Genomic DNA, 25,644 nt, shown 5'->3' on the forward strand with positions numbered 1-25,644 from the left:
AATGCCCCCATGACCGATGCATCAGCGACACCGCCGGAGCAGGACGCCGTCCGCGTCGAGCGCGACGGGCCCGTGACCACGGTGGTCCTGTCGCGGCCCGCCGCCCGCAATGCCGTGGACGGACCGACGGCTCGTCGACTCGCCGCCGCCTTCCGGGCGTTCGAGGCGGACGAAGAGGCCTCGGTCGCGGTGCTCTGGGGCGAAGGCGGCACGTTCTGCGCGGGCGCCGACCTCAAGGCCATCGGCACCGAGCGCGGGAACCGGGTGGCGCCCGACGGCGACGGCCCGATGGGGCCGACCCGGCTGCGCCTGACGAAGCCGGTCATCGCGGCCGTCAGCGGCCATGCCGTGGCCGGCGGCCTCGAGTTGGCCCTGTGGTGCGATCTGCGCGTGGTCGAGGAGGACGCGGTCCTCGGAGTGTTCTGCCGCCGCTGGGGAGTGCCGCTCATCGACGGAGGCACGGTCCGGCTGCCGCGGCTGATCGGCGAGAGCCGCGCCATGGACCTGATCCTGACCGGCCGGCCGGTCCCGGCCTCCGAGGCGTACGAGATCGGCCTCGCCAACCGCCTCGTCCCGCCGGGCCGGGCGCGCGCCGCCGCGGAGCAGCTCGCCCGGGAGATCGCCGCCTTCCCCCAGCTGTGCCTACGCCACGACCGCCTCTCCGTCCGCGAACAGCACGGCCTCCCCGAACCGGAGGCCCTGGCGGCCGAACTCCGTCACGGCATGGTGCCCCTGACGGCCGGCGAGACCCTCAAGGGCGCGGCCCGCTTCACGTCCGGCGCGGGCAGGCACGGCTCGTTCACCGCCTGAACCGTCGCCTCCCCCGGGGAGGCCGGTCCGTGTCATTCGCGCATCCGGTAGAGCCGGATGTCCCGGTTGACGAAGAGGTGGACGTAGCCGCACGTCCAGCAGATCAGGCCGGTCGCCGACTCGTTCGCCCAGGCCATGTTGAAGAACTCCATGCCCGTGCTGTTCAGCTTCACCTCCCGCTCACGGAAGGTGTCGTTGTCGCACACCTGGCAGCGGATCTCCTTCTGCCCGATCGCCGCGTGCACCGGCTTGGCCATGCCGTGTCTCTCTTCCTCCGCCGGTTCGGGCGGTGTCCTGGGACGGGTGCCGCGCGTCCGTCGCGCGGGTGATCGCCGTCTCGACGGCCGCGATGCGGTCGGCGAGCAGGGCGAGGGCGGCGACCGCGCGGGTCCGCGGGTCGCCTCCGGTGCCCCCGAGCACGCGGGCGCGGTGGTGGGCGGCGCTCAGTTCCGTCCGGCGGGCGGCCTGTGCCGGGGTGAGGGTGCCGCGCAGGGCGGCGAGGGTGAGGAGGTTGGACTCGGCCCCGGTGGTGAGCGTCCGGGCCTCGGCGGTGTAGTGGTCGTCGATCAGGGCGGCGAGTTCGGCGTCGTCCATGACGGGCGAGATGCGCGCCGTGATCTTGTTCATCGTACGGTACGACCCCTGGAGCCTGAACGGCGGTTCCGTGCGGGCCTCTTCGGCGGTGGCGGCGGACGCGATGTACTCCTCGTTGACGGCGAGGACCGTCTCCCGGGCGGTGAGGACATGCCGGAGGACGGCGAGGACCTGGTCGAGTTCGGCCGGGGCGTACGGGTGGGTCAGCCGGTCGCGGCGCGCGCCCGGGTCACCGGCGGCCAGCCTGGTCAGGAGTTCCAGGTCGGCGCGGTCGCGGCCGGCGAGCGGGGCGAGGAGCGGGTGGGAGGTGAGGGCGTTCTCGACGAAGCTGAACGCGAAGGCCTCGTCCTTGCCGGTCAGTACGTCGCCGAGGTTCCACACGTCGGCCCGGTCGGCGAGCATGTCCGGCACCCGGAAGGCACGTCCCGACTCGGTGTACGGGTTGCCGGCCATGCAGACGGCGAAGCGCTTTCCCCGCAGGTCGTGCCCGTCGAGGGTCCGGGTGGCGTCGCAGAGGGGGATGAACCTCTGCAGGAACTCCGGCGAGGTGTGCTGGATGTCGTCGACGTACAGGAGGACGTTGTTGGCGGCGGCCAGCGCGAAGGCGATCTTCTCCAGCTCCCGGCGGGCGGCGGCGTCGGGCGCCGCGTCGGGGTCGAGGGAGGTCGTGCGCTGTCCGAGGGCGGGGCCGTCGACCTTGACGAGGAGCAGGCCGAGGCGTTCGGCGACGTACTCGATCAGGGTGGTCTTGCCGTAGCCGGGCGGGGAGAGGAGGAGCAGCAGCCCGTGGGAGTCGCTGCGTTTGGCGTCTCCGGCCGCGCCGAGCTGCTTGGCGAGGTTGTCGCCGACGAGCGGGAGGTAGACCTCGTCGACGAGCCGGTTGCGGACGAAGGACGACATGACCCGGGGGCGGTGGGCGTCCACGCGGAGCCGGGCTCGCTCGGTGGTGAGGAGTTCCGTCCGCTGCCGCTGGTAGGCGCGGAAGGCGGGCACGTCGACGGCGGCGAAGTCCCCTGTTCTGGTGAGGAATTCGTCGAGCCGCAGTTCCAGCGACCGGGCCTGGACCCGCGGGTGGCCGCCGAGGAGTCCGGTGACCGTGGCCGTGGTGGGGGCGGGGACCTGGTAGCGGTCGAGCTCGGGGCACAGTTCGACGGCGACGGCCTCGGCGAGCACGCCCGCGTCGTGACGCCCACCGGATGCCGTGGCGTACGAGGTGAGCCAGGCCTCGACGAGCTGGCGCCGCGCGCCCGGCTCGGTCAGGGCGGCGAGGCCGTCGGTATAGGCGGTGTCGGCGGAGGAGGAGACGGCGCTGCGGAACGCGTCGAGGAGCGTGCGCGCCTCATCCGATGCGGCGAACCCCTCGGGTCCGGCGGCGAGTTCGTCGATCAGGTACGCGGCCGCCGCCGCGTCCCCCGTCGCCTCGGCGAGCTCGCTCCTCAGCCCGTCGAGGGCCGAGTCCGTGCCGAAGAGTTCGCGGGCCCTGGTCAGCGAGACCGCCCGGTGGGTCCACTGTGCGCGGGTCTCGGCGGTGGTGGAGCGGGCCCAGAAGATCTGGGCCGCCGCGCGCGCCTCCCCGGAGTGGCGCAGCGGTCCCGCGCCTTCGCTCAGGGCCAGTACCGCTTCCAGGATCAGCGCCGCGTCGTGGTCGTGGACGCCGCGCTCGTAGCCCTCGTCGTAGGCGCTCTCCGCCGCCTGCCGCGCGAGCGCCGCGAGGTCCGCCCCGGCCAGGCCCTCCGGGCCGTGCTCGGCCAGGAGGCGTGCGGCGAGGTGTTCGGCCCGGTAGACCTCGGGCGACTCGGAGGGCAGGGTCCGGCCCCAGAGCGGGCGGGTCGCGGCGAAGGCGGGGTCGGTGACGGGCGCGCGGTAGTCGGTGCCGGTCAGGGCGAGTGCGAGGACGTCCTCGTGGGGTACGAGGGTCAGCTCGGGGGCCTGCCGCGTGACGGCGAAGCGGTGCCGGCCGAGGCGGATCGTGGCGCCGCCGTCGGAGAACAGCTCGGTGCGGTCCCGCAGGGCCCGGCCTGCCTCCTGCCGGGCGGCGCCGAGGCGGCTCTCCAGCTCCTCCGCCCTTACCTGGTCGCCGAGTTCGCGCAGTTCGGCACCGGTGCGGCGGACCCGGATGACCATGGGGTCGGAGGCGAAGTAGGTGTGCACCTCGTCCAGGTCGGTGAGGGTCGCGGCCCGACGGGCGACGGCCTCCAGGATCCGGCCGGCCGAATCGGCGAGGCGTTCGGCGCGGCGGGCGCGGGCGTCCTGGAGGGCCTGCTTGCGCGCGGTGAAGGCGTCGTGGATCTCGGTGCGCCGCTCGGCGATGCCGGTGAGGAAACCGTCGTGCTCGGCGAAGCGGGATTCCAGGTTCTCCAGCTGGAGCAGGAGCCGGCCGAGCTGTTCGTCGCAGCGGTCGGGGGTGTCGGCGGCGGCCAGCGCGCCGGTGACGGCCTGGCCGAGCAGGGCGAGTTCGGCGGCGAACTCCGCCCGGCCCTCCTGGTCGAGGAGGGCGGCGCGGCGGGCGGCGAGGAGGGCGCGGGCGCGGTTGAGCGCGCCCAGGACGTCGGCGATCCGCGCGAGGATGGAGGCGCGGACGGTCGCGTCGCCGACGTCGAGGCCGGTGATGACCTCGCTGAGGGTGCGCAGTTCGTGGGTGTGGGCGTCGATGCGCTCGCCGACGGGGCCGGTCTCGGCGACGGTGGACAGCGCCTCGGCCTCGGCGGCGAGGCGTTCCGCCGCGGTGTGGTGGGCGGTGAAGGCGTCGTCGCCCTTGAGGAAGGCGACGGCCCGCCGGGCGGCCGAGACGATGTCGGCCTCGACGTCGGCGGCGAGGGTGTCGATACCCGCCGTGTCGGCGTACCGCATGTCTCGCAGGGTCACCAAGTGGCCTTGCGCACGCCGGAGTTCGGTGATGCGGGAGATCCACTCCCCTGCCGTGGCCGGCGCCGCGCCGCGGATGCGCCGGACGAGGCGGCTGATCTCCTGGGCGGACTCGGCGAGGGCCTCGGCGGCCTGCCGGGTGAGCGCGGTGACGGTCCCGAGCTCGTCGAGTACCTGCGCGGCCGTGGCCTTCAGGGCGGCCAGGGGTGCGCCCAGGCCGCCGGCTTCCGGGTCCCCGAGCCAGTGGTGGACGTCGCCCGCGCGCTCGCAGGCGGCGACGAGCGCCTCGTACAGCTCGCCGGCGGGTGACGGCTCGGTGGCCTGCCGGGCGATCGACAGGCAGTCGGCGATGCCGCGGACGAGGTCCGCGTTGCCGATGCGGGCCAGCGGGCCTGCGGGCGCGGGGCGCCGGTGGGTGTCGGAGACGTACGGCGTGCGCCAGATCTGTACCGGGTGGACCCGGCCGGGCTCGCCGGGCTCGCCGCGGAGCACGGCCATCGTCCCGTCGTCGAGGAGCGCGTATCCGCCGCAGACGACCGGGTTCGCGATCTCCTTGCCGATCACGTCGTACGGGAGGAGCAGGGTCCGGCCCCCGGTACGGGCGCGGAAGACGAAGAGGAGGTCCTCGCCGTCGGGCGAGCGGACCGCCCGGTCGAAGGCGAGGCCGGCCGTGTCGGTGCCGAAGGTCTTCACGGTGCCGGAGGCGAGGCAGTAGCCGCCGGGGAACACGATCCCCTCGTCCTCGGGCAGCCGCAGGCAGGCCTGTCCGATGCCGTCGAGCCTGACGACGGTGCCGGTCAGGGTGTTGAAGACGAGGTGGCGGCGGACCTCTTCCTTGTACGGGCGGACGCGCACCAGGATCAGGGCGCCGACGACCGCGTACGCCACCTCGGCGTCGGCGAGGGACTGCAGCGGCTCGTCGACCGGCTCGGTGTGGACGGCCCCGGCCGTGTCGGTGTCGTCGTCCGTCCTGACCGTCAGCGTCCCGCCGACCGTGGAGACGAACAGCCGGCCGCCGAGGGAGATGTGCGGGTGCCGGCCGGGGACGTGGTCGTCGCGGGTCGTCTCCACCCAGGCGAGGTCGTCGGAGGGAGGGAAGACGTGGTCGCGCTCGCCCTGGGCGTCGAGGAACCGCGTCTCGCCGGAGGGCCCGACGGACCAGCGCAGGACCCGCAGGTCGTCGCCCTGTTCCCCGGTGCGGAAGACGGCGAGGATCCGGCCCTCGGTGCGCCGCAGCCGGAGCAGGCGCGCGCCCCGGTAGTAGCGGTGCAGCGCGGAGAACTCCCGTACGAAGCCTGGGTCGTCGAGGAGTCCCGGCACCGCCTCCGGGGGCAGTGCGTTCAGGTCGCGGTCGTGGAGGGTGAGGACGTCGGCGACCGGGACCTCGGAGGGCCCGGTGCCGGCGGGCTGGGAGCCGAGGAGGAGCAAGCCGTCGCCGACGGCGACGACGTCCTGGGGCACGCAGGCGCGCTCGGTGGTGATGCGGCGGGTGTCGGTGAGGGCGAGCTCGCCGGTGCCGAAGGCCGCGACCCGGGCCTCGTTGAGGGTCCCGGCTCGCCGGGCCAGTTCGGCGGCCTGCGCGGCGAGCCGGTCGCGCAGCACCGTGTACGTGTCCTCGTCGATTCCGGCACCCATCTCGTCCCGCTCCTTGTACCGTGGTGAGTACGGGTCCGGTGCCGCCAACTCCCCCGTTTGCCGGCACCGGACCCTCTGTGACCGCTCCCCCCCGGGGCGGTCAGCTCTTGGCGGCGCCGTTCAGCGCCGTCGTGTCCGCCGGGGCCGCCGTGGCCGGTCCGGGGACCTGCGCGGTGAACTCGCCGGAGTTCACGGCCCTCGCGAGGAGCGCGGAGGCGGCGCTGAGGTTCTGCACGTCGGTCGTGGACAGCGAGCTCAGCACCTTGGTCAGGTCCTCCGTGAAGGAACCGGAGCCGTCCAGCCAGGGGCCGGCGAGCGCCTGCGCGGTCCGGGAGTTGTCGATGAACCCGTCGACCGACCTGCCGAGCGCGATCGACTGCACCAGACGGTCGAGGAAGACCGACTCCCCGCCGACGATGTTGATGTCGGCGTTCTCCAGACCGGTCGCGAGGACGGTGGCCTGCGCCTCGGCGACCTGTCGCTGGACGTCGAGCCCGGCGAGCCGGATCTCCTTCTCGGCGGCCAGACGCAGCCGGTACTCCTCGTGGGTGCGCGAGGCCTCGTCCAGGGCGGCCATCGCCGCCGCCTTCTCGGTCAGACCGGCCGCTTCGGCCTTCAGCTTCTCGCCGATCGCCGTGGCCTCGGCGAGCGCCTTCTCCCGCGTGCCGACCGCGTCGGCCAGCGCCTTCTCCCGTGTGCCGGCCGCTTCGGCGCGCAGCCGTGCCTCGGTGGCCTCCGCCTCGGCGCGGCCGGTCTTCTCGATGACCTCGGCCTCCATGTCGCGCACCCGCACGGCCGCGAGGCCCTCGGCCGCGGCCTCGGCCTGGATGCCCTCGGCGAGGCGGATCTTGGCGCGGGCGTCCATGTCGGCGGCCTTGTTGCGGGCCTCCGCCAGGGTGAGCTCCTCGGCGGCCCGGTGGACGGCGGCCTGCTCGGCCGCCTCCGCCGCCTTGATGTCCTTGACGAGCTTCTCCTGCGCCTCGGCCTCCGCGGCGATGACGACGGCCTGCCGGGTGCGCTCGGCCTCCTCGACCATGCGCAGCCGCTTGATGGACTCCTCCTGCTCGGCGACCGTGCGGTCCACCGCGACCCGCTCGCGGATGACCTCGGCGATCTCCCGGCGCTCGGCCTCGACCTCCTTGTCGGCCGCGATACGGGTGAGCTGGGTCTCCCGTTCGCGGGCGATGACCTCCAGCAGGCGGTCCTTCTCGATCCGCTCGTTCTCGACGGCGATGACCCGCTCGCGGTTCTTCTGGGCGACCGCGACCTCGCGGGCCTGGTTCTCCCGCTGGACCCCGAGCTGCTCCTCGGTCCTCAGGAAGGCGCTCTGCGACCGCAGCCGCTCCTCCTCCACCACGCGCGCGGTCTCGGCCTCCTCGCGTGCCCGCGAGGTCTCGATCTCCCGCTTCTGCTTGATCTCCGCGTCGGCCTGACGCCGCTCCAGCTCCAGGATGGCCTCGCGGGCGTCGACGTTCTGCCGGGTGATCTCCTTCTGCTCGTTCTGCCGGTACTCGTTCGTCCGGATGTTCTCCACGGCCGTCAGCTCGGTGATCTTGCGGATGCCCTGGGCGTCGAGGATGTTGCCGGGGTCGAGCTGACTCAGCGGCGTCTGCTCGACGTGGTCGATGGCGGCGTCCTCCAGGTGGTACCCGTTGAGGTCGATGCCGATGAGCTCGATGATCCGGAACCGCAGTTCCTCGCGCTTGGTGTAGAGGTCGGTGAAGTCGAGCTGCTTGCCGACGGTCTTGACGGCTTCGGAGAACTTGGCGTGGAACAGCTCCTCCAGGGTCTCCTGGTGGCTGGCCCGGGCGGTGCCGATGGCCTGCGCGACCTTGATGACGTCCTCGACGGTCTTGTTGACCCGTACGAAGAACGAGATCCGGATGTCGGCGCGGATGTTGTCCCGGCAGATCAACCCGTCCCGGCCCATCCGGGAGATCTCGAAGGTCTTCACCGAGATGTCCATGACCTCGGCCTTGTGCAGGACCGGCAGGACGATCTGCCCCGTGAACGTGACGTCCACCTTGCGCGTCCTGGAGACGATCAGCGCCTTGCCCTGCTCGACCTTGCGGAACAGCCGGCCGGCCACCAGGAGCACGGCGACCGCGACGAACAGGACCACGGCGATCAGCACGCCGATGCCCCCGGTGATGGCATCCATGAGGAACCCCCGCATGTTTCTGTCTCCCGGCACCGGACCGCGGCCCGTGCCCTCCCGTGGGGCCATCCTGAGGCAAGATCACTCGTCCGGCATTGCCGTGACCCGGCAGTCTTCGGCACCTCCTCGATGCCGGTTGCGGACCCCCGCCGACGGCATGTCACCCTTGATCACCGCGCGTCAAGGACGCATCAGGGACGCGTCAGGACGGGGGAGGAAGCGTGACGGAGCGGGAGTCGACCGAGGAGTACCTGGAGGGGTACGCCGAGATCCTGGCGGAGGCGTGCGCGACCCGACGCAGGCTCACCCGGGAGGAGCGCGAGGCCCTGAGTGCGCGCGGGGAGCGGGCCGCGGAGGCCGGCATCGGACTGCGGGCCCTCGTCCGGGCCCATCTCGCCGCCGCCCGGCGGGTGCGCCCCGGCCTGTCGCAGGCCGCCGCCGACCACCTCCTGACCACCGTCGAACAGGCTGTGGACGCCTTCGCCGAGGGCCACGAGCGGTCCCAGCACCTGGCGGTACGCCAGGAGGAGGCGGCACGGCGCGAGTTCATCGACGACCTGCTCCACGGCCGGAGCGGTCTGGGCCGCCTGGCGGAGCGGGCCGAACACTTCGGGCTGCTCCTCTCCCACGCGCACGCCGTGGCCGTCGCCCAGGGCCCGGAGCAGTACGGCGACGGCTACGCGGTCACCCGTACCGTCACCGCCTCGCTCGTCGCCCGGTTCGGCAGCCGCCGCATCCTGCTCACCACCAAGGACGGACGGCTGATCTGCGTCGCACCGGCCGACGAGCCCGAGGTGCTCGCCCACTTCGCCAAGCAGGCGCACGCGGCGACCGACGGCGGCCAGGTGGCCATCGGCCGGCCGCACCCCGGCGCGGGCGGTGTCGTCCACTCGTACGAGGAGGCACTCAACGCGCTCGCGCTCGCCGCCCGCATGAATCTGGACGACCCGGTCCTGCACGCCGCCGACCTGCTCGTCTACCCCGTCCTCACCCGCGACCGGCAGGCGATGGCCGAGCTCGTCGGCACCGTGCTCGGCCCGCTCCGCGACGCCCGCGGCGGCGCGAAGCCCCTCCTCGCCACGCTCACCGCGTACTTCGACTCCGGCTGCGTCACCGCACAGGCGGCCCGCACCCTGAGTCTCAGCGTGCGGGCCATGACGTACCGCCTCGACCGCATCCACCGTCTGACCGGCGCGGACCCCGCCGATCCCGTCCAGCGCTACACGCTCCAGACGGCCGTGATCGGCGCCCGTCTCCTGGACTGGCCCGATCAGCCGCTGTGACACATCGGACGGCGGTCACCGGAGGTTCCTTCTGTTTCGGGAGTGGACACGAACCGACCGTTGATCCGGGATAGTTGAACGGTTTCCGGTCGTCTCCGGTGGGCAGGTTTGCAGAGCCGCGGACCGGGCATCGTCCGGCCTCGCGGCACAGCGATGCGGACCGGAGTAAGAAGGAGGTCGGTCCCATGACCGTGCGTGCCGTCGAGCTGCCGCAGCTGTGGATGCCCTACGCGCTGCGGGTGAATCCGTATCTGCCCGCCCTGCACGAGGAGAGCGAGTCCTGGGCGCGCGGCATGGGGATGCTGGACGACGATCCGTGGTCCTCGGCGGGGCGGCCGGCGATATGGACCCGGTCGAAGTTCCACGCCATGACCGTCGACCAGCTGACCGCCTGGACCCTGCCCGACGCCTCCTTCGACGCCTTACGGCTCAATCACCGGTTCAACATCTGGGCCCTCGCCTGGGACGACTACTTCGCGGCCGCCTTCAAGCAGACCGGTGACCTCCCCGCAGCGCGGGCCTTCACCGCCCGGCTGCACGCCTTCCTGCGGCCCGAGCCCGGAGCCCGGCTGCCGGAGCCGCTGAACGCCGTCGAGCGGGGGATCGCCGATCTGCAGCAGCGCCTCTTCCCCCCGCGCCTCGCGCATTGGCGCGCGGAGTTCAACCGGGCCCTGGCGCGCTATGTCGACGCGGGGGTCGAGGAACTCGTCAACAGCCAGAGCGGCCGCATTCCCCATCTCATCGATTACGCGCCGTTCCGGCGGGAGAGTTTCGCCGCCTATACGGCCCCGTACTCCGTCGAACTGGCCACCGGCGCCCGAATACCCGAACAGATACGGCACACGCGTACCGTCCGCGCCCTGCTCGACGCCTTCATGGATTTCATGGGGCTGGCGAACGACATCGCCTCCTACGAGAGGGAGGTGCACGAGGAGAAGGACGTCAACAATCTGGTCCTCGTCGTCGGGACCTCCCTCGGCATCTCCCTCCACGACGCCGTGCCCGCCGCCCTGAACCTGGTCAACGCCCGGCTGCGGGACTTCGAGCACATCCGGCAGAGCGAACTGCCGCCGCTCGTCCGGCGGTCCGGCCTCGACGGCGACGAGCGGGCCGAACTGGAGACCTGGCTCCGGGGAGCCTGCGGCTTCCTCTCCGGCCTGCACGCCTGGTACACCGGAGCGCCCCGCTACGCCGCCGGGGACGAATCGTTCCCGGAGTGAGGGCAGCGGGGTCGCCCCGGTGCGGGCCTACTTCCCGAACAGGAAGCGCCTGACGCGCGTCAGCCACGAGGCACGCGGCTCGGGACCTCGTGCCGTCCCGGAGCCGGTCGCCTGCACCGGCAGCGGGGGCGGCGCGGGCCTGCCGGTGCTCTGGGCCGGCGGGGCCGGGAGCGGGGCGGGGACGTCGTCGGCCTGGGGCGGGCGGGCGGCGAAGGTCACGGGCAGGGCCGTGAGGTGCCGGGCCCAGGTGGAGGAGCGCCAGCCGAGGCTCTCCTCCGGGACGGCCAGGGCGATGTCGGGAAGCCGGGTGAGCAGGATGTCGATGCCCGCGTCGGCGATGATGCGGCCGATGTCCTGGCCGGGGCATTCGTGCGTGCCGGCGCTGAAGGACAGGTGGGCGCGGTTGTGGTGCACGGGGGTCTCGGCGTCCGGGCGGATCGCCTGGTCGACGTTGCCCGCGGCCAGACCGAGGAGGAGCATGTCCCCCGCCTTGATCTGCTGCCCCCCGAGGGTCGTGTCGTCGTTGGCCCAGCGGCCCGGGCACACCATGAGCGGCGGCTCGTCCCAGAGGACCTGCTCCACGGCCTCCGGCAGGGTCATCTGGCCGCCCGCGAGGGATCCGCGGAAGCGGGGGTCGGTGACGACCATGCGCAGGACGTTGGACATGAGGTTGGCGGTGGTCTCGTAGCCGGCGAGCAGGATGAGCCGCAGGTGGTGCTGGACCTCATCGTCGGTGAGTCCCGCGGGATGGGCGAGGAGCGCGGAGGCGATGTCGTGCCCCGGCCGGACGTGCTTCTCGGCGACGAGCTGTTCGAGGCACTTGAGCACGAAGTCGTTGCTGGCGAGCGAGGTCTCGGTGGCCTTGAAGAGGTCGCGTGCGGCGTGCACCAGCTGGGGGGCGGCCTCGTCGGACATCCCCAGCAGATGGCTGAGGGTGAGCATGGGCACGGCCTCGGTGAACTGCTCCACCAGTTCCGCCTCGCCGTTCTCGCAGAAGGTGTCGATCACCTGGTGCGCGAAGCGGGTGATGTGGCGGCGGACGCCCCGGTGGTCGAACTGGTTGAGGCCTGCGGTGACCGCGCCGCGGAGCCGCTGGTGCTCCTCGCCGTCCGCGCAGACGCAGTCGGGGCGCCAGCCGATCATCGGGATGAGCGGGGAGGTGGCGGGGTCGATCTCCCCGCTCCGCCAGCCGTGCCAGACGCGGGGGTCGCGGGAGAACTGGGTCGGGCGGCTGGCCACGTCGCGGTTCTCCAGGTAGCCAAGGACGAGCCAGGCGCGTACGTCGCCGTCGAGCAGGACGGGCGCCACCGGGCCGTGGGCGGCGCGCAGCTCCTCGTACAGGCCCATGGGGTCCGTCGCCGCGGCGGGTCCGTAGAGGCGGGTGGCTCCGCCGGGGCCGTCGCCGATGTGGGCCGGGCAGCCGGGCGGCGGGACCGCGCCGGGCTGCGCGGTGGCGTGTTCGGTGGGTGGGACGGTCATGCGGTCTCCTGGGCGGCGGCGAGGGTGTACAGGTAGCCCATGAGTGCGAGCAGGGCGTCGCGGCAGGACGCCCGGTCCCGTGCGTCACAGGTGACGATGGGCACGGTTTCGCTGAGGGCCAGAGCGGTGCGCAGGTCACCGAGGGGGTACTGCGGGGCCTCCGGGAAGGCGTTGACGGCCACGACGAACGGGACGCGGCGGTCCTCGAGCCGGGTGATGACCTCGAAGGAGACCTCGATCCTGCGGGTGTCGACGAGGACCACGGCGCCCAGGGCGCCTTCGAAGATGCCGTTCCACAGGAACCAGAAGCGCTCCTGTCCGGGGGTCCCGAACAGGTAGAGGATCAGCTCCTCGTTGATGCTGATCCGTCCGAAGTCCATCGCGACGGTCGTGGTCTTCTTGTCCTTGGCACCGGGGTTGTGGTCGATCCCGACGCCCGCCTGCGTCATGGTCTCCTCGGTGGTCAGGGGCGGGATCTCGCTCACCGCCCCGACCATGGTGGTCTTGCCGACCCCGAAGCCGCCGACGACCACGACCTTGACCCCTCTGGCCCCGTGGGACAGCAGCAGGTCGCCGTCGTGCCGGACGGCCTCGCGTACGTCAGAGCTTGCGTAGTCCATGGATCACCGCCTCCAGTAGGCCGCGTTCGGGATATGCCGCCACCGGCACGGGTGCGATCGCCTCGACCCGCTCCTCCTCGACGAGCGTGGAGAGCAGCACGGTGACGACGCTGAAGGGGAGGCTGAGGTATGCGGAGACCTCGGCGACCGAGAGGGGGTACGAGCACAGGTTGAGGATGGAAGCCTGCTCGGGCTGCATGGCGGGGTCGGGCTCGGATCTGGTCGCGATGAGGGTGACGAGGTTGAAGGTCTTGGCCGAGGAGTCCTGGCCGCCGGTAATGACGTAGAGCGGGACGGGTGTGCCTTCATTCCAGGGGCCCTGGTTCTCCGATGTCACATCGCCTGCCCGACGTCCTCACGGGGAGGGCTGGTCATGTGCTGGCCGATCCGGATCACCAGCGTCCGCATGCGGTCGCCGAGGAGTCCGGCGTCCACCTCCGGGTCGGCGAGGACCGCGAGATAGGCCCCGGGGCCGGCCGCCATCATGGAGAAGTAGCCGCCGTCGGCCTCGATCCCGACCATCCGCGTCGATCCGTCCCCCTCCGGGAACATCTGCGCGATGGCCCGCGCCAGGCTCTGGATGCCGGAGCAGGCGGCGGCGATCGCGTCGGCGGTGTCGGGGGCCGTGTTCGCCTGCCCGATGCACAGGCCGTCCGACGACAGGACGACCACGTGTCGCACGTACGGGACGCTGCCCACGAGCTCCGTGAGCATCCAGTCCATGTTCGGCAGTGGCTGCATGTTACTCGTCCTCATCTGACGGATCGCTGGGGGAAGAAGAAGGGTCGGCGACCGGTCTCTTGTCGCCTCGCTTGTCGCCTTGGAACGCCTCCCACATCAGGCCCGGCTGGCGGGCGCCGGCGGAGGTGCCCTTGGAGGACGCCGGATCGGCGGGCGCGGGCCCCGTCTGGACGACGGGGGTGGGGACGGGCGACTCGCGTCGTCGCTGCGGGAGCACGGGGGACTCCCGTCGTCGTTGCGGGAGTCCGTTGGCGGTCTTCCTGACCTCGGCGGTTCCCGTGGCGGCGTCGCGCGGCGGTGTCGGCCGGGGCAGGACGGGTCCGCCGGCGGTGCGCTTCCGGATGTGGTCCGGGATCCGCAGGGCGGACGGCGGGACGGTGGTGATCAGACGGCGGGGCACGAGCACCACGGCCCGTACGCCTCCGTAGGCGGAGGTGCGCAGGTCGACCTCGCAGCCGTGCTCGCGGGCCAGCCGGCTGACGACCGGGAGGCCGAGCTGGGTGAGCTCGCCCAGGCCCGAGAGGTTGATGCCGGTCTGCGACTGCGCCATGACGCGCTCGACGCGCTGCCTGACCTCTTCGGTGAGTCCGACGCCGCGGTCCTCGATCTCGATGGCGATGCCGGAGGGCACCTCGCTCGCGGTCACCTCCACGGGGGTGTGCGGAGGCGAGAACGTCGTGGCGTTGTCGAGGAGTTCGGCGAGCAGGTGCATCAGCGGCTCGGCGCCGGGGCCGATCACCGCGACCTCCGTCACCGACGTCAGCTTCACCCGGGGGTAGTCGACGATGCGGGACATGGCCCCGCGCAGGACGTCGTAGAGCGGGATCGCCTTCGACCACTGGCGGCCGGGTCGGGCGTCGCCGAGGACCGCGATGCTGGCCGCGAGGCGGCCGATCAGGGCGTTGCGGTGGTCGACGTCCTGCAGGCCGCGGGAGACCACGAGGTCGTTGCCGTGCAGGATCTGCATGGCGTGGAGGTCCTTGGCGAGCTGGTGCACGATCGCCTGGACCCGGCGCGCGACGGCCACGAGGGCGCGCTGGGAGGCGTCCCGGGTGTGCTCCTCGGCCTCGACGGCTTCGAGGAAGGTCCGCATGGCCCCTCCGAGCGCCTCGGTGTAGTCCGGGTCGAGGTGCTTGCCGAAGGTGATGGCGCGCAGGATCTCCGAGGAGGGGTCGCCCTTCTGCAGCCGGGCGACGGTCGCGGGCAGGAGCTCTTCGGCGAGCCAGACGACGGTGGCCCGCTGGTCGGCCAGCCGGCCGAGCAGCTCGGCCTCGCGCTGGGCGTGCCGCTCCGCCGCCTCGGCGCCCGCCCGGGTGTGACGGTCGGCTTCCGCCGCGCGGGTTCGGCGCGCGGCCACGGCCGAGGTGAGAGCGGTCAGGAGGACCGCGGCGAGTCCGCACCAGGCGACCGGTGTCCGTATCTGCGCGGGACAGACCAGCAGCGCTACGGCGGTGGCCGCGGCCAGAACTCCGGGAGGGAGGAGCCATACCCGGGCGACTGCGGTCGGCCGGGGTCTGGAAATTGAACCTGCACGAACCATCAAGGGGTCCCTAAACCGTCTGAAATGAACGGACCGAGGTATGCGATGCGCCGACGGGTCGCTTCGAGATCGCGTCGATGGCCGTTTTCTTCACAGCCGCGCTCCGTCCGTGCGCTCGCAGCGTTCATGACTCGCTGTGAGCGCTCCGCAACACATCGGGGAGCATAGTCAGTTCGGGTTCGCCATGTGACCTTGCTGGAAGGAAGGCCTCCACCGGTCATTCCGTGCCCATAAAAGCGACCACCTGTGGCATGGAAAATGCAATAAACCGATCACGTTCTGACTTCAGCCGCACAAAGGAGTGGCCGCCACCCGGACGTCCGGGTGGCGGCCACTCCTCACCTGGGAAAGCGGCTCGGCGATCAGGCCGAGGTACGGACCCTCCTCGCGCGTCGGCGCAGATGGACCGCCCCGCCCGCCACGGCGCCGGCGAGCAGCACGCCGCCCAGGGCGAGGGGGTTGCCGGTGATGTCCGTCGCGGGTTCCCCGGCGGGGGCCGCGGCGGGACCCGGCGCGGGGGCCGCGGCGCCGGCCGCCCAGCCGAAGCCGGCCTCGACGCCGCCGTGGGGCCGGCCGGAGATGTGGTACGTGACGGTCTGCTTGATCCGCGGCGGGCACTTCAGGGTGATGGTGTCCGTGCCGGCGGCGGCGCCCTCCGGCACCACGAACCGGCCGACCAGGACACCCGCGCGGTCTCCCGGCAGGAGGTGGAACTTGCCACCCGCGTCCGACTCGCCCTTGCCGTAGGTCTCCTTGCCGCACGCGGTGGTGGTGACGGTGACGGTCGTGCCGGGCGAGGCGTTCATCGGGGTGATGCGGACATCGGGGGACCCGGGCGCGGCGAGCGCCGTGGGGGCGGACAGGACGACGGCGCCGACGATCAGGCTGACCTGCAGACCGGTGCGTGCGCGACGCATGCTTCTCTCCTTCGGTGGAGCTTTCCGGCCGGCTTCTTCGCGCGGCACCTGTGCTGTGCTCCGTGCACGAGGCAAAGGGAGGTGCGCGGCCCCCGCAATCCGGGGAGCACGTTCGGCCGTCGGCCGGTCGGACCCACGGCCGCCGCCGCCCGCGCCCGTCACGGCAGGTCACCGCCGTGGGCGTACCGCCCCCCGGGTGATCTCGTCCCGCACGCGAACGGACCAGTGCCCCCACGCCCGTGCGCCAGGGCCCCCGGTCGGCCCCGGCCCGCCCGGGGGATCAGCGGTGGCGGGCCGGAACGGGCGCTCATAACTTCGCGATATGACGAAACGACAGATCGCCCTCCTGGCGTGCACCGCGGCCCTCGCGGCCTCCGGGCTCGGCGCCGCCGCCCCCGCCGCGGCCGGCCGGTCGGTGCACCGGGTGAAACCAGGCGAATCGATCCAGAAGGCCGTGGACGCCGCGCGCCCCGGCGACACGATCGTCCTCGCCCCCGGCACGTACCGCGAGAGCGTCCACATCACCACCCCGCACCTGACGCTCCGTGGTTCGAGCATCTTCCCCACCGTCCTCGTGCCCCCCGCCACCCCCGGCACCGGTACGTGCGCCCAGGCGGGCAACGGCATCTGCGTCACCGGCACCCAGGACCGTCCCGTCGAGGACGTGACCGTGCGCTCGCTGACCCTCCGGGGCTTCGCGAAGAACGGCCTGTGGGCCAAGTGGACCGACCGCCTGGACGTCCAGCGGGTCACCGCCGAGTCCAACGGCACGTGGGGCATCGCCCAGGAGCGGTCCGTGCGCGCGGTGGTGCGCCACAACACCGCCCGGAACAACGGCGACGCCGGGCTGTTCCTGGCCAACACCGTCACCGAGGAGGGAGGCGCCACCGACACCCGGGGCACGGTCGTCAGCGGCAACCGCGTGTCCGGCAACCGGATCGGCATCACCGTGCGCCGGCTGCGGAACCTCACCGTCGACCACAACGAGGCGACCGGCAACTGCGCCGCCGTGTTCGTCGTGGGCGACGAGTCCACGCCGCGCGCCGGGGCGATGACCGTACGCCAGAACACCATCCGGGAGAACAACAAGTTCTGCCCCAAGACCCCGCGCCTGCCCGCCCTTCAGGGCTCGGGCATCGTGCTCACCGGCGCCGAGGACACCCTCGTCGCGCACAACACGGTCGAGGACAACGTGGGCGACACGCCGCTCTCGGGCGGCATCGTGCTCTTCAAGAGCTTCGTGGGCGTCCCCAACGAGCGGATCGAGATCCGCGACAACGTGGCGCTGCGCAACGGCGCCGCCGACCTCGCCGACCGCGACACCGCCAAGACCAACACCTTCCGCGGCAACACCTGCGGCGTCTCCCAGCCCGCGGGCATGTGCTGACCTCCCTCCGTCACCCGTACGGCACGACAGCAAAGGCAAGGCGAAACAGATGACGACCGTCGAATCCGCTCCCCCGCCGCCCATGCGGCTGCGAGAACTCGTCTTCGGCGCGGCGTGCGCCGCCGCCGTGCGCGCGGCCGCCCGCCTGGGCGTGGCCGACGCGCTGGGCGACACGCCCATGAGCGCGGAGGAACTCGCGGCCGCGGTGAAGACCGAACCGCGCACCCTGCGCAGGCTGTTGCGCGCCCTCGCCTGCCAGGGCGTCTTCACCGAGCAGCCCGACGGCACCTTCGCGCACACGGAGATGTCCCGGCTGCTGCGCGAGGACGACCCGCACAGCCTGCGCTACATCGCGCTGTGGTGCACCGAGCCCTGGACCTGGGACGTCTGGCCCAAGCTCGACGAGGCGGTGCGCTCCGGCCGCAACGTCTTCGAGGACGTGTACGAACGGGAGTTCTTCTCGTACCTCAACGAGGAGGCGCCCGAGTCCGCGTACGTGTTCAACCGGGCCATGACGACGTCGAGCCGCCAGTCGGCCGAGGACGTCGCCGAACTGCTCGACCTGCGCGGGGCCTCCTCCGTCGTGGACATCGGCGGCGGTCAGGGCCACGTCCTGGCGAGCCTCCTGGAGAAGCACCCCGGGCTCCACGGCACGCTGCTCGACCTGCCGGCGGTGGTCGGCAACGCCGATCCCCGGCTGCGGGAGGGCGGCGCGCTGGCCCCCCGGGTCCGGATCGTGCCCGGTGACTGCCGGGAGGACATCCCGGTCCGCGCCGACGTCTACGTCATCAAGAACATCCTGGAGTGGGACGACGACAGCACCCGCAGGACGCTTGCGAACGTCCGGAAGGCGGCGGAGCCCGGCGCCCGCGTCGTCGTCATCGAGAACCTCGTGGACGACACCCCGTCGATGCGGTTCACGACCGCCATGGACCTGCTCCTGCTGCTCAACGTGGGCGGCGCGAAGCACACCCGGCAGAGCATGGTGGACCGGCTCACGGACGCCGGGCTCGTCATCGGCGAGATCCGCCCGGTGAACGCGTACCTCCACGCCTTCGAGTGCACCGTGCCCGCCTGACCCGTCCGAACAGAACCAGGCCGCCCGCTCCGCGAATCTCGCGGGGCGGGCGGCCTCGGGTTTCGCCCAGGGTTCCCGGCTCAGGAGCCGGCGTCCCGCTCCCAGCGGTAGAAGCAGTGCGCCATGGCGTCCTTGGGGCTGCGCCAGGTCGTCGGGTCGTACGCGCTGACGTACGCCGACAGACGCTCGCTGACGCCGCGGAACTCGGGGTGTCCGGCCAGCCTGGCGACGTTCGGCGCCGGGTCCTGCTCGGACTCGATGAGGTGCAGGTAGACGTCGCCGAACTGGAACAGGCTGCGCCGCGCGACCCCCACCAGGTGCGGCAGCTCGCCGCGGTCGGAGTCGGCGAACACGTCCGCGATCGCGGGCGCCGAGCCGGGCGCCATACGAGCGACGATCAGTGCGTGGTGCATCGGTGTCCTTCCTCGGATGGTCCTGACGGGGTGCGTCAGACGGGCCTGACGGACGCGGTCCGGCCTTCGAGCGCGGCCTGCACGACCTTGTCCCGGATGAGGGCCATCTGGGTGCGCGAGTTGCGGTTGATGTTGTCGGTCATCCACTCGTCGTCGACGGGGGCGTCGGGCTTCATCGCGAAGTCCTGGATCCACCGCATCTGGACGCCGCCGGGCAGCTCCTCGTACTCCCAGGCGATGTCCATGTGCGCGAACGGCCCGGTCTCGACGCGGCGGGCGCGGACCCGGCGGTTCACCCGGTCCACGGTGCGCTCCGACACCCAGCTCCAGACCTTCCCGTTGTCGTCCGGGTGCATGGTCAGGCGGAAGGTGGTCGTGTCGCCCTCGCGCTCGAGGACTTCGACGGAGGCGTACTCGCTGAAGAGCCGCGGCCAGTTCTCGATGTCGTTGGTCATGTCCCAGACGAGGTCCAGGGGGGCGTCGATGGTGATGCTGTTGTCGGTGTGTCCGGACACGTCAGACTCCTGCGAGGGCGTTGTTGACGAGGGCGACGAACTCGGCGGGCGTCTTGCAGCGCTCGGCGTCGGTGGGCAGCGCCACACCGTGCCGGTTCTCCAGCTCGCCGACGATGCCGAGCAGGCCGAGCGAGTCGACGCCGAGGCCGCTGAAGGGGGTCTCGGGGGACTCCGCGAGCTGCTCCGCGGCGACGGTGACGCCGGCCGACTGCTTGATCAGCGCGGCGAGGTCGCCGTAGGTGAGTTCCGTGGTGATCATGTGCGTTCTCTCCTTCGCCGCCCGGTCCTACCGGGCGAGTCCGCCACCGCGGCGCACGACGAGCGCCGCGTTGGATCCCATGAGTCCCCTGCTGAGGACGAGGGCCGTGCGCAGCTCGGCGGGCCGAGCGCGGGACATCACCACGTCGAGGTCGCAGTCGATGTCGTACACGTGGGGGGTGGGGGGCACCAGGCCGTGTTCCATGGCGAGCACGGCGGCCGCGGTGTCCAGTACGGGTGCCCCGCAGTAGGCCCGGCCGTAGCCGGTCTTGGGGGCCGTCACCGGGACGCGCTTGGCGTGCGCGCCCAGGACGTCGGCGATCGCCAGGGCCTCGGCGCGGTCCGCCTCCGGTACGCCGAGGGCGTCGGGGAAGACGACGTCGATCTCCTCGGGGGCGCAGCCGGCCTCGTCGAGGGCGACCCTGATGGCCTGGGCGAGTCCCTCCCGGGACTCCTTCCAGCGGGAGGCGCCGGTGAAGGTGGCGCCGTGGCCCGCGACCGTGGCCCGCACGGTCGCGCCCCGGTCAAGGGCGCGGGTCTCGTCCTCGACGACGAGCATGGCACCGCCCTCGGCGGGGACGAAGCCGCAGGCCCTGGCCGTGAAGGGACGGTAGGCGCGGTCCGGGTCGTCGACGGTGCTGAGCTCGCGGTAGCCGAGCTGGCACACCATCGAGTACGGGGCGAGGGGCGCCTCGGCGGCGCCGACGACCACCGCGCCGGTCCCGCGCCGGACGGCGCGGGCGGCGTGGGCGACGGCGTCGAGGCCGCCGGCCTCGTCGCTGGCGACGACCCCGCAGGGCCCCTTGAAGCCGTGCCGGATGGAGATCTGGCCGGTGCTCGCGGCGTAGAACCAGGCGATGGACTGGTACGGGCCGACGAACTTGGAGCCCTGTCCCCACAGCTTCTGCAGCTCGCGCTGGCCGAACTCGCCGCCGCCGGATCCTGCGGCGGTGACGACGCCGACGTCGAAGGGCTCCTCGGGTCCCTCCTCGTGGCCGAGGCCGGCGTCGTCGAGGGCGAGCGCGGCCGCGGCCATGGCGTAGTGGGTGAACCGGTCGGTCTGGACGAGGAAGCGCTCGTCGATGAGGGCCGAGGCGTCGAAGCCCTCGACCTGCCCCGCGACCTTGAGGGGCAGGTGCTCACAGCCCTCGCGGGTGATCCGTCCGAGAACGCCGAGGCCTTCCCGGACGGACTTCCAGTACGCGTCGGTGCGCAGTCCGTTGGGGGCGATGACACCGATCCCGGTGACGACCGCCGGCCGTGGCCGCTGTGTGCTCATCGTGTCCTCCCGCCCGGCCCGGTCAGGAGCACGGCGGACTGGAAGCCGCCGAAGCCGCTGCCGACGGAGAGCACGTTCCTCAGCTTCCGGGGGCGGGCGGTGCGCGGCACGTAGTCCAGGTCGCACTCGGGGTCGGGGATCTCGTAGTTGGCGGTCGGGGGCACCACCTGGTGCTGCAGGGCGAGCACGCAGGCGGCGACCTCTATCGCGCCGATCGCGCCGAGCGAGTGGCCCACCATGGATTTGATGGAGCTCATCGGCGTGTCGTACGCGTGGGCGCCGAGCGACCGCTTGACTGCGGCGGTCTCGTGCCGGTCGTTCTGGCGGGTGCCGGAGCCGTGCGCGTTGACGTAGTCGATCGCCGTGGGGTCGATCCTGGCCTGGTCGAGCGCGGTGTCGATCGCCCGGGCCATCTCCAGTCCCTCGCCGGTCAGACCGGTCATGTGGTAGGCGTTGCCGTAGGTGGCGTAGCCGCTGATCTCGCAGTAGATGTGCGCGCCCCGGGCCCTGGCGTGCTCGTACTCCTCCAGGACGAGGACCGCCGCGCCCTCGCCCATGACGAAGCCGTTGCGGCGGTTGTCGAAGGGCTTGGAGGCGTGCTCGGGGTCTTCGTTGTCGGGCGACGTGGCTTTGATGGCGTCGAAGCAGGCCATGGTGATCGGGGAGATCGGCGAGTCCGACGCCCCGGCTATGACCACGTCCGCCCGGCCCTCCTCGATGGTGTGGAAGGCGTAGCCGACGGCGTCGAGGCCGGAGGTGCAGCCGGTGGAGACCGTCTGCACCGGGCCCTGGGCCCCGAACTCCTCGGCGACCACCGAGGCCAGCGTGCTGGGCGCGAACGCCAGGTGCAGCTTCGGATCGGCGGCGCGGTGGTCCACGTCCCAGCGCGCGCCGCGCTCGCTGACCAGGACGTAGTCGTGCTCCAGGCGGGTGGTGCCGCCGACGGCGCTGCCGAGGCTGACGCCGACGCGCCAGGGGTCCTCGGCGGCGGTGTCGAGCCCGGAGTCGCGTACGGCCTCTCCCGCGGCGACGACGGCGAACTGCACGTACCGGTCCGTGTGCCGGCTCAGTTCCGCCGACAGGCCGTGGGCGTACGGGTCGAAGTCGCACTCGGCGGCGATGCGGGAACGCAGACCGGCCGGGTCGAACAGGGTGATGCCGCGGGTCGCCGTACGCCCCTGGGTGAGGAGGTCCCAGAACGCCGCCGTTCCGGCGCCGCCGGGGGCGACCACGCCGATGCCGGTGACGGCCACGCGCCGGGTCACTCGAGGGCCCCCTCCCGCTCGCGCGCCCCCTCCGGCTCGGTCGCCTCGGTGTCGACGTGGCCGAGGCTCGGGTGCGGGGCGAGGGGGCCCAGGTGGAAGACCATGCGGGCCTCGACGTCGCCGACGTTCCGGAACCGGTGCCGGACGTCGATCGGGATGAGCAGCCCCTGGTCCGGGTGGAGCGTGTGCGTCTCGCCGTCCAGGTCCACTTCGAGCAGGCCCTGGACGACGTACACGAACTCCTCGGAGTACGGGTGGTAGTGCTCGCCGATGCGGTCGCCCGGCTCGATGAGGGCCAGCCCCATGAAGCCGCTGGTGGAGCCGACCGTGGCGGGCGTGAGCATGGCCCGCAGGTCCCCACCGCGTCTGCGGTTGGGTTCCGTGTCGCTCAGGTTCACGATGCGCGGACGCTGCTGGAGCATGGTTGATACCTCCGGGTGTGGCGATGAGATGTGACGCACGGTCGGGGGGCGCGGCCCCTGGGAGGGGGCCGGTGCCCCGGGTCCGTCCTCTCAGGAGTCGGCCGCGCGGCGGTCGGTGACGGGCAGCATGTCGGCGTGCGACAGGAGCCGGTTGAGATTGCGCTCGGTGTCCAGGGACCCCTCGACGCCGACCGCGGCGCCGTCGAGGAGACGCTCCAGGACCTTGGCCTTCCGCTCGCCCTTGACGCCGAGGGCGGCGACGGGATCGAGGTCGAGGTCGCCCTCGGCGTCGACGAGCCGCACCACGACGTCGTCGCGCTGGAAGACGGTGCTGCCGTAGATCGGGCTGTCGGGGTCGGCCGCCGCCTCCGCGTCCTGCTGGGCGAGCAGCCGGGCCAGGTCGGTGCCACGGCCCTCCTTGGCCGGGTAGTACAGGGCGTGGCGACTCAGGTCGGCCGGCTCGGGCCGGGCGGAGACCACGTGGTGCACGGCCGGGAGGGCCGCACGGGTGAAGAAGACGCGGGCCGACTCGGGGTCGGTGAGGTCCCGGTCCTGCTCCAGGTAGGGGTTGATGGCCTCCTCTACGGCCCGTACCCCGGGCTGCCGGGCGACGTGCCGCAGGGCGGACAGAAGGTCGCCCTCCACCTCGACCGCCCGCACGACGCGGTTGCCGTGCATGAACAGCGAGGTGCGGCGCAGTCGCGTGTTCTCGTCGACCTGGGCCTCGGGCGACTCGTAGCCGGCGAGGAGCTCCGCGACCTTCGACTCGGAGCCCGGCTTGACGGTGAAGGTGAGCGCGTGGCGCGTCACTCCGTCGCCGACACGGGCCGCGACCTGCTCGCCCGCGGCGGTCTCCGGGGTGAGCGGCCGCTGCGCGCCGGTCTCCCGGAGGATGCTGTAGCGCATGGACCGGGTGTCCCGGACGCAGCTGTGCATCGGCTTGACCATCTCGACGTGCTCCTCGCTGTTCACCCAGGCGAGGAAGGGCGGGGCGCTCTCCCATTCGCTGGTGATCAGCCACTGCGAGGGGTTCTCGATGGACTGGCACAGCTGGTCGCTGATGTGGCCGGGGACGCCGGCCACCTGCTTGCGCATCACCTCGTACGCTTCGAGGAACTGCTGCTGGGCTCCGTCGTACAGGTCGAGCAGCAGGATCACCCGCAGCCTGGACCCGTCGAACACCGACTGCGATATGCGTGCCGTGCTGGTCATACGGCGCACCTCTTCTCGTCTGCGAGAGCGGGGAAGGACTACCTGGCTCGGATGGCCGGGCTCGTCATGTACCGAACCTTCACGCGGGCCACACGTCGACGCGAGCCCCACGGGGCGGATGAGTGAACCGCGCGTCATTCGGGTGGCCCTCGCGCACGGTCCCGGGCTCTGCCGGGCAGGCATCTGCATCCCATCCCCGACCCGCGTCACCGGTGACGCTGGAGGCCATCGATGAACCGAAGCGAAACGACCGGTGAGATCGGACACCGCACGCCCGTCCTCATCGTGGGCGGCTCCCTGGTGGGCCTGTCCACCTCGCTCTTCCTGGGGCGTCTCGGCGTGCCGCACACGCTCGTCGAGCGCCATGCCGGCACCTCCGTCCACCCGCGGGGACGCGGGAACAACGTGCGCACGATGGAGGTGTTCCGCGGCGCAGGCGTCCGGCAGCGCATCCACGAGGCCGCGAAGGTCCTGTCCTCGAACAACGGGATCCTCCAGGCGCCCAGCCTGGTGGGCGACGCCGGCGAGTGGCTGTTCCGGCAGATCGACCCCGGCGGCGGCCTCGCCCGGTTCAGCCCCGCCGAATGGTGCCTGTGCAGCCAGAACGACCTCGAACCCGTGCTCCTCGAAGCCGCGCGGGAGCTGGGCGGCGACCTGCGGTACTCGACGGAGCTGATGTCGTTCGAGCAGGACGCCGAAGGCGTGACCGCACGGGTCAAGAGCCGGGAGACCGGCGAGCACACCACCGTCCGGGCGGAGTACCTCGTCGCGGCGGACGGCCCGCGCAGCCCGATCCGCGAGCAGCTCGGCATCGGGCAGACCGGCCCGGGCGACCTGTTCCACAACGTGAGCATCACGTTCGAGTCGCGTGACCTGGCGGCCGTCGTCGGCGACCGGCGCTTCATCGTCTGCTACCTCACCTCCCCGGAGGGGGACGGGGCGCTCCTGCCGGTGGACAACGGCGAGCGGTGGGTGTTCCACGCCCCCTGGCACCCCGAACACGGGGAAACCCTCGAGGAGTTCACCGACGAGCGGTGCAGGGAGCACATCCGGCGTGCCGTGGGCGTACCGGATCTGCACGTGGAGATCACGGGCCGGGCGCCGTGGCACGCGGCCGAGCGGATCGCCGAACGGTACGCGGACGGGCGGGTGTTCCTCGCCGGCGACTCGGCCCACGAGATGCCGCCCACGGGTGCCTTCGGCTCCAACACCGGCATCCAGGACGCCCACAACCTCGCCTGGAAGCTCTCCGCGGTCCTCGACGGCTGGGCCGGTCCCGGGCTCCTCGATTCGTACGACGCGGAGCGCCGGCCGGTCGCGGAGGCGACCAGCGCCCGCGCCTCGACGCGTTCGGTCGAGCACAGTCACCCCGGGTACTCCCCCGAGCCGGGGGCGGGCGGCCCCGGCGGGAAGCGGGGCGGCATCCTCAACGTCGCCCTCGGGTACCGCTATCCGCGCGGCGCCGTCCTGGGCGCGGACCCGGCGGTTCCGGTCGTCCCGGACGGACTGCGCCTGACGGGCGAGCCCGGCAGCCGCGCGCCGCACCTCTGGCTGGACCGGTCGGGTGACCGGATCTCCACCCTCGACCTGTACGAGCGGACTCCCGTGCTGCTGAGTTCGGCGGGGGCGCTCGGCGGCTGGCACACGGCGGCGGCGCGCGTCGCCGAGCGCCTCGCGGTGCCCCTCGCCTCGTACCGCATCGGCGAGGTACCGGACGCGGAGCTCACGCCCGTCGACGGAGGGGACTGGTCCGCGGCCCACGGCGTCACCGTGGACGGTGCGGTCCTCGTCCGCCCGGACGGCTTCGTCGCCTGGCGGTCCGAAGGGACGTCGGAGGACCCGGAGTCGGCCCTCCGCGCGGCCCTCTCGGCCGTGCTCGACCTGGGCTGAGGCCCGGCTCCACCGGGACGGGCGGGGCCGACCCGCCCGTCCCGTGGCCCCGCGTTAGGGTGT

The 25,644-nt window shown here is 72.5% G+C and carries 22 protein-coding genes; 6 read left to right on the forward strand and 16 right to left on the reverse strand.

Translation table 11 applies throughout. The features are described 5' to 3' along the window. Positions 1 to 9: 9 nt before the first annotated feature. A complete protein-coding gene (locus ACFYX3_RS09385; RefSeq protein ID WP_389010195.1) occupies positions 10 to 810 on the forward strand; it encodes a crotonase/enoyl-CoA hydratase family protein in 801 nt (266 codons plus the stop codon). Positions 811 to 842: 32 nt separating this feature from the next. Here ACFYX3_RS09385 and ACFYX3_RS09390 read toward each other — a convergent pair whose 3' ends face one another. From ACFYX3_RS09390 to ACFYX3_RS09400, 3 genes are all read right to left on the reverse strand, one after another. After that, positions 843 to 1,016 carry a hypothetical protein gene (locus ACFYX3_RS09390; protein WP_389010198.1) on the reverse strand — a complete coding sequence of 58 codons (174 nt, stop codon included), beginning with the start codon at positions 1,014 to 1,016 and terminating at the stop codon, positions 843 to 845. Beyond that, positions 991 to 5,904: a DNA repair ATPase gene (locus ACFYX3_RS09395; protein ID WP_389010201.1), complete on the reverse strand. Its 4,914-nt coding sequence runs from the start codon at positions 5,902 to 5,904 to the stop codon at positions 991 to 993. Before ACFYX3_RS09395 ends, ACFYX3_RS09390 begins: the two co-directional genes overlap by 26 nt. Before the next feature lie 100 nt (positions 5,905 to 6,004). Beyond that, complete coding sequence (locus ACFYX3_RS09400; RefSeq protein WP_389010204.1) at positions 6,005 to 8,065, reverse strand: flotillin family protein; 2,061 nt, start codon at positions 8,063 to 8,065, stop codon at positions 6,005 to 6,007. A 218-nt stretch (positions 8,066 to 8,283) separates the two neighbouring features. On the opposite strand from ACFYX3_RS09400, the gene ACFYX3_RS09405 reads away from it, so the two are divergent. Both ACFYX3_RS09405 and ACFYX3_RS09410 read left to right on the forward strand, forming a co-directional pair. Continuing rightward, positions 8,284 to 9,345 (forward strand): PucR family transcriptional regulator, encoded by a 1,062-nt coding sequence (locus ACFYX3_RS09405; protein ID WP_389010207.1) that lies wholly within the window; start codon positions 8,284 to 8,286, stop codon positions 9,343 to 9,345. 185 nt (positions 9,346 to 9,530) lie between these two features. Next, positions 9,531 to 10,565: a hypothetical protein gene (locus ACFYX3_RS09410; protein ID WP_389010210.1), complete on the forward strand. Its 1,035-nt coding sequence runs from the start codon at positions 9,531 to 9,533 to the stop codon at positions 10,563 to 10,565. Positions 10,566 to 10,592: 27 nt separating this feature from the next. On the opposite strand, the gene ACFYX3_RS09415 is transcribed toward ACFYX3_RS09410, so the two are convergent. From ACFYX3_RS09415 to ACFYX3_RS09440, 6 genes are all read right to left on the reverse strand, one after another. Next, positions 10,593 to 12,044 carry a cytochrome P450 gene (locus tag ACFYX3_RS09415; protein WP_389010214.1) on the reverse strand — a complete coding sequence of 484 codons (1,452 nt, stop codon included), beginning with the start codon at positions 12,042 to 12,044 and terminating at the stop codon, positions 10,593 to 10,595. Continuing rightward, positions 12,041 to 12,664, reverse strand: a complete 624-nt coding sequence (locus tag ACFYX3_RS09420; RefSeq protein ID WP_352026553.1) for an ATP/GTP-binding protein — start codon at positions 12,662 to 12,664, stop codon at positions 12,041 to 12,043. The genes ACFYX3_RS09415 and ACFYX3_RS09420 overlap by 4 nt, the downstream gene beginning before the upstream one ends. Further along, the gene (locus ACFYX3_RS09425) at positions 12,645 to 13,001 is read right to left on the reverse strand and encodes a DUF742 domain-containing protein (protein WP_116157303.1); all 357 of its coding nucleotides are present in this window, start codon (positions 12,999 to 13,001) and stop codon (positions 12,645 to 12,647) included. The genes ACFYX3_RS09420 and ACFYX3_RS09425 overlap by 20 nt, the downstream gene beginning before the upstream one ends. Further along, positions 12,998 to 13,405 carry a roadblock/LC7 domain-containing protein gene (locus ACFYX3_RS09430; protein ID WP_246532369.1) on the reverse strand — a complete coding sequence of 136 codons (408 nt, stop codon included), beginning with the start codon at positions 13,403 to 13,405 and terminating at the stop codon, positions 12,998 to 13,000. Before ACFYX3_RS09430 ends, ACFYX3_RS09425 begins: the two co-directional genes overlap by 4 nt. Position 13,406: 1 nt before the next feature. Further along, a complete protein-coding gene (locus ACFYX3_RS09435; protein WP_389010218.1) occupies positions 13,407 to 14,762 on the reverse strand; it encodes an ATP-binding protein in 1,356 nt (451 codons plus the stop codon). 545 nt (positions 14,763 to 15,307) lie between these two features. After that, positions 15,308 to 15,862 carry a sortase gene (locus ACFYX3_RS09440; RefSeq protein ID WP_389010221.1) on the reverse strand — a complete coding sequence of 185 codons (555 nt, stop codon included), beginning with the start codon at positions 15,860 to 15,862 and terminating at the stop codon, positions 15,308 to 15,310. A gap of 322 nt (positions 15,863 to 16,184) precedes the next feature. On the opposite strand from ACFYX3_RS09440, the gene ACFYX3_RS09445 reads away from it, so the two are divergent. Together ACFYX3_RS09445 and ACFYX3_RS09450 are read left to right on the forward strand one after the other, a co-directional pair. Continuing rightward, the gene (locus ACFYX3_RS09445) at positions 16,185 to 17,249 is read left to right on the forward strand and encodes a nitrous oxide reductase family maturation protein NosD (RefSeq protein ID WP_389010224.1); all 1,065 of its coding nucleotides are present in this window, start codon (positions 16,185 to 16,187) and stop codon (positions 17,247 to 17,249) included. Between the two features lie 49 nt (positions 17,250 to 17,298). Continuing rightward, positions 17,299 to 18,327, forward strand: a complete 1,029-nt coding sequence (locus tag ACFYX3_RS09450) for a methyltransferase (protein ID WP_382652959.1) — start codon at positions 17,299 to 17,301, stop codon at positions 18,325 to 18,327. A gap of 80 nt (positions 18,328 to 18,407) precedes the next feature. Here ACFYX3_RS09450 and ACFYX3_RS09455 read toward each other — a convergent pair whose 3' ends face one another. The 7 genes from ACFYX3_RS09455 to ACFYX3_RS09485 all read right to left on the reverse strand — a co-directional run bounded on the left by ACFYX3_RS09455 (position 18,408) and on the right by ACFYX3_RS09485 (position 23,691). Then, positions 18,408 to 18,740 carry a TcmI family type II polyketide cyclase gene (locus ACFYX3_RS09455; RefSeq protein WP_030690533.1) on the reverse strand — a complete coding sequence of 111 codons (333 nt, stop codon included), beginning with the start codon at positions 18,738 to 18,740 and terminating at the stop codon, positions 18,408 to 18,410. A 35-nt stretch (positions 18,741 to 18,775) separates the two neighbouring features. Next, positions 18,776 to 19,255, reverse strand: a complete 480-nt coding sequence (locus tag ACFYX3_RS09460; protein WP_389010228.1) for an SRPBCC family protein — start codon at positions 19,253 to 19,255, stop codon at positions 18,776 to 18,778. Position 19,256: 1 nt separating this feature from the next. Then, positions 19,257 to 19,514, reverse strand: a complete 258-nt coding sequence (locus ACFYX3_RS09465) for an acyl carrier protein (protein WP_382652952.1) — start codon at positions 19,512 to 19,514, stop codon at positions 19,257 to 19,259. A 27-nt stretch (positions 19,515 to 19,541) separates the two neighbouring features. Continuing rightward, entirely contained in the window at positions 19,542 to 20,792 is a 1,251-nt protein-coding gene (locus ACFYX3_RS09470; protein ID WP_389010231.1) for a ketosynthase chain-length factor, read from the reverse strand. Next, entirely contained in the window at positions 20,789 to 22,057 is a 1,269-nt protein-coding gene (locus tag ACFYX3_RS09475; RefSeq protein ID WP_389010234.1) for a beta-ketoacyl-[acyl-carrier-protein] synthase family protein, read from the reverse strand. The genes ACFYX3_RS09470 and ACFYX3_RS09475 overlap by 4 nt, the downstream gene beginning before the upstream one ends. Beyond that, on the reverse strand, positions 22,054 to 22,479 hold the full coding sequence (locus ACFYX3_RS09480) for a cupin domain-containing protein (protein ID WP_376592953.1): 426 nt from the start codon (positions 22,477 to 22,479) through the stop codon (positions 22,054 to 22,056). The genes ACFYX3_RS09475 and ACFYX3_RS09480 overlap by 4 nt, the downstream gene beginning before the upstream one ends. Before the next feature lie 90 nt (positions 22,480 to 22,569). Next, a complete protein-coding gene (locus ACFYX3_RS09485; RefSeq protein WP_389010238.1) occupies positions 22,570 to 23,691 on the reverse strand; it encodes a SchA/CurD-like domain-containing protein in 1,122 nt (373 codons plus the stop codon). A 231-nt stretch (positions 23,692 to 23,922) separates the two neighbouring features. Between ACFYX3_RS09485 and ACFYX3_RS09490 the strand changes: the two genes are divergently transcribed. Beyond that, positions 23,923 to 25,581: an FAD-dependent oxidoreductase gene (locus ACFYX3_RS09490; protein WP_389010241.1), complete on the forward strand. Its 1,659-nt coding sequence runs from the start codon at positions 23,923 to 23,925 to the stop codon at positions 25,579 to 25,581. Positions 25,582 to 25,644 lie beyond the last annotated feature (63 nt).

This window comes from Streptomyces sp. NPDC002463 (assembly GCF_042889835.1).
Lineage (GTDB): Bacteria > Actinomycetota > Actinomycetes > Streptomycetales > Streptomycetaceae > Streptomyces > Streptomyces nymphaeiformis.

What these genes read in the sequence shown, in the direction of transcription:
- ACFYX3_RS09440 (WP_389010221.1), bottom strand. Translation starts at nt 15,862, where the DNA reads ATGCGTCGCGCACGCACCGGTCTGCAGGTCAGCCTGATCGTCGGCGCC.
- ACFYX3_RS09450 (WP_382652959.1), top strand. Translation starts at nt 17,299, where the DNA reads ATGACGACCGTCGAATCCGCTCCCCCGCCGCCCATGCGGCTGCGAGAA.
- ACFYX3_RS09415 (WP_389010214.1), bottom strand. Translation starts at nt 12,044, where the DNA reads ATGACCGTCCCACCCACCGAACACGCCACCGCGCAGCCCGGCGCGGTC.
- ACFYX3_RS09480 (WP_376592953.1), bottom strand. Translation starts at nt 22,479, where the DNA reads ATGCTCCAGCAGCGTCCGCGCATCGTGAACCTGAGCGACACGGAACCC.
- ACFYX3_RS09410 (WP_389010210.1), top strand. Translation starts at nt 9,531, where the DNA reads ATGACCGTGCGTGCCGTCGAGCTGCCGCAGCTGTGGATGCCCTACGCG.
- ACFYX3_RS09455 (WP_030690533.1), bottom strand. Translation starts at nt 18,740, where the DNA reads ATGCACCACGCACTGATCGTCGCTCGTATGGCGCCCGGCTCGGCGCCC.
- ACFYX3_RS09385 (WP_389010195.1), top strand. Translation starts at nt 10, where the DNA reads ATGACCGATGCATCAGCGACACCGCCGGAGCAGGACGCCGTCCGCGTC.
- ACFYX3_RS09430 (WP_246532369.1), bottom strand. Translation starts at nt 13,405, where the DNA reads ATGCAGCCACTGCCGAACATGGACTGGATGCTCACGGAGCTCGTGGGC.
- ACFYX3_RS09445 (WP_389010224.1), top strand. Translation starts at nt 16,185, where the DNA reads ATGACGAAACGACAGATCGCCCTCCTGGCGTGCACCGCGGCCCTCGCG.
- ACFYX3_RS09485 (WP_389010238.1), bottom strand. Translation starts at nt 23,691, where the DNA reads ATGACCAGCACGGCACGCATATCGCAGTCGGTGTTCGACGGGTCCAGG.
- ACFYX3_RS09395 (WP_389010201.1), bottom strand. Translation starts at nt 5,904, where the DNA reads ATGGGTGCCGGAATCGACGAGGACACGTACACGGTGCTGCGCGACCGG.
- ACFYX3_RS09465 (WP_382652952.1), bottom strand. Translation starts at nt 19,514, where the DNA reads ATGATCACCACGGAACTCACCTACGGCGACCTCGCCGCGCTGATCAAG.
- ACFYX3_RS09400 (WP_389010204.1), bottom strand. Translation starts at nt 8,065, where the DNA reads ATGGATGCCATCACCGGGGGCATCGGCGTGCTGATCGCCGTGGTCCTG.
- ACFYX3_RS09490 (WP_389010241.1), top strand. Translation starts at nt 23,923, where the DNA reads ATGAACCGAAGCGAAACGACCGGTGAGATCGGACACCGCACGCCCGTC.
- ACFYX3_RS09420 (WP_352026553.1), bottom strand. Translation starts at nt 12,664, where the DNA reads ATGGACTACGCAAGCTCTGACGTACGCGAGGCCGTCCGGCACGACGGC.
- ACFYX3_RS09470 (WP_389010231.1), bottom strand. Translation starts at nt 20,792, where the DNA reads ATGAGCACACAGCGGCCACGGCCGGCGGTCGTCACCGGGATCGGTGTC.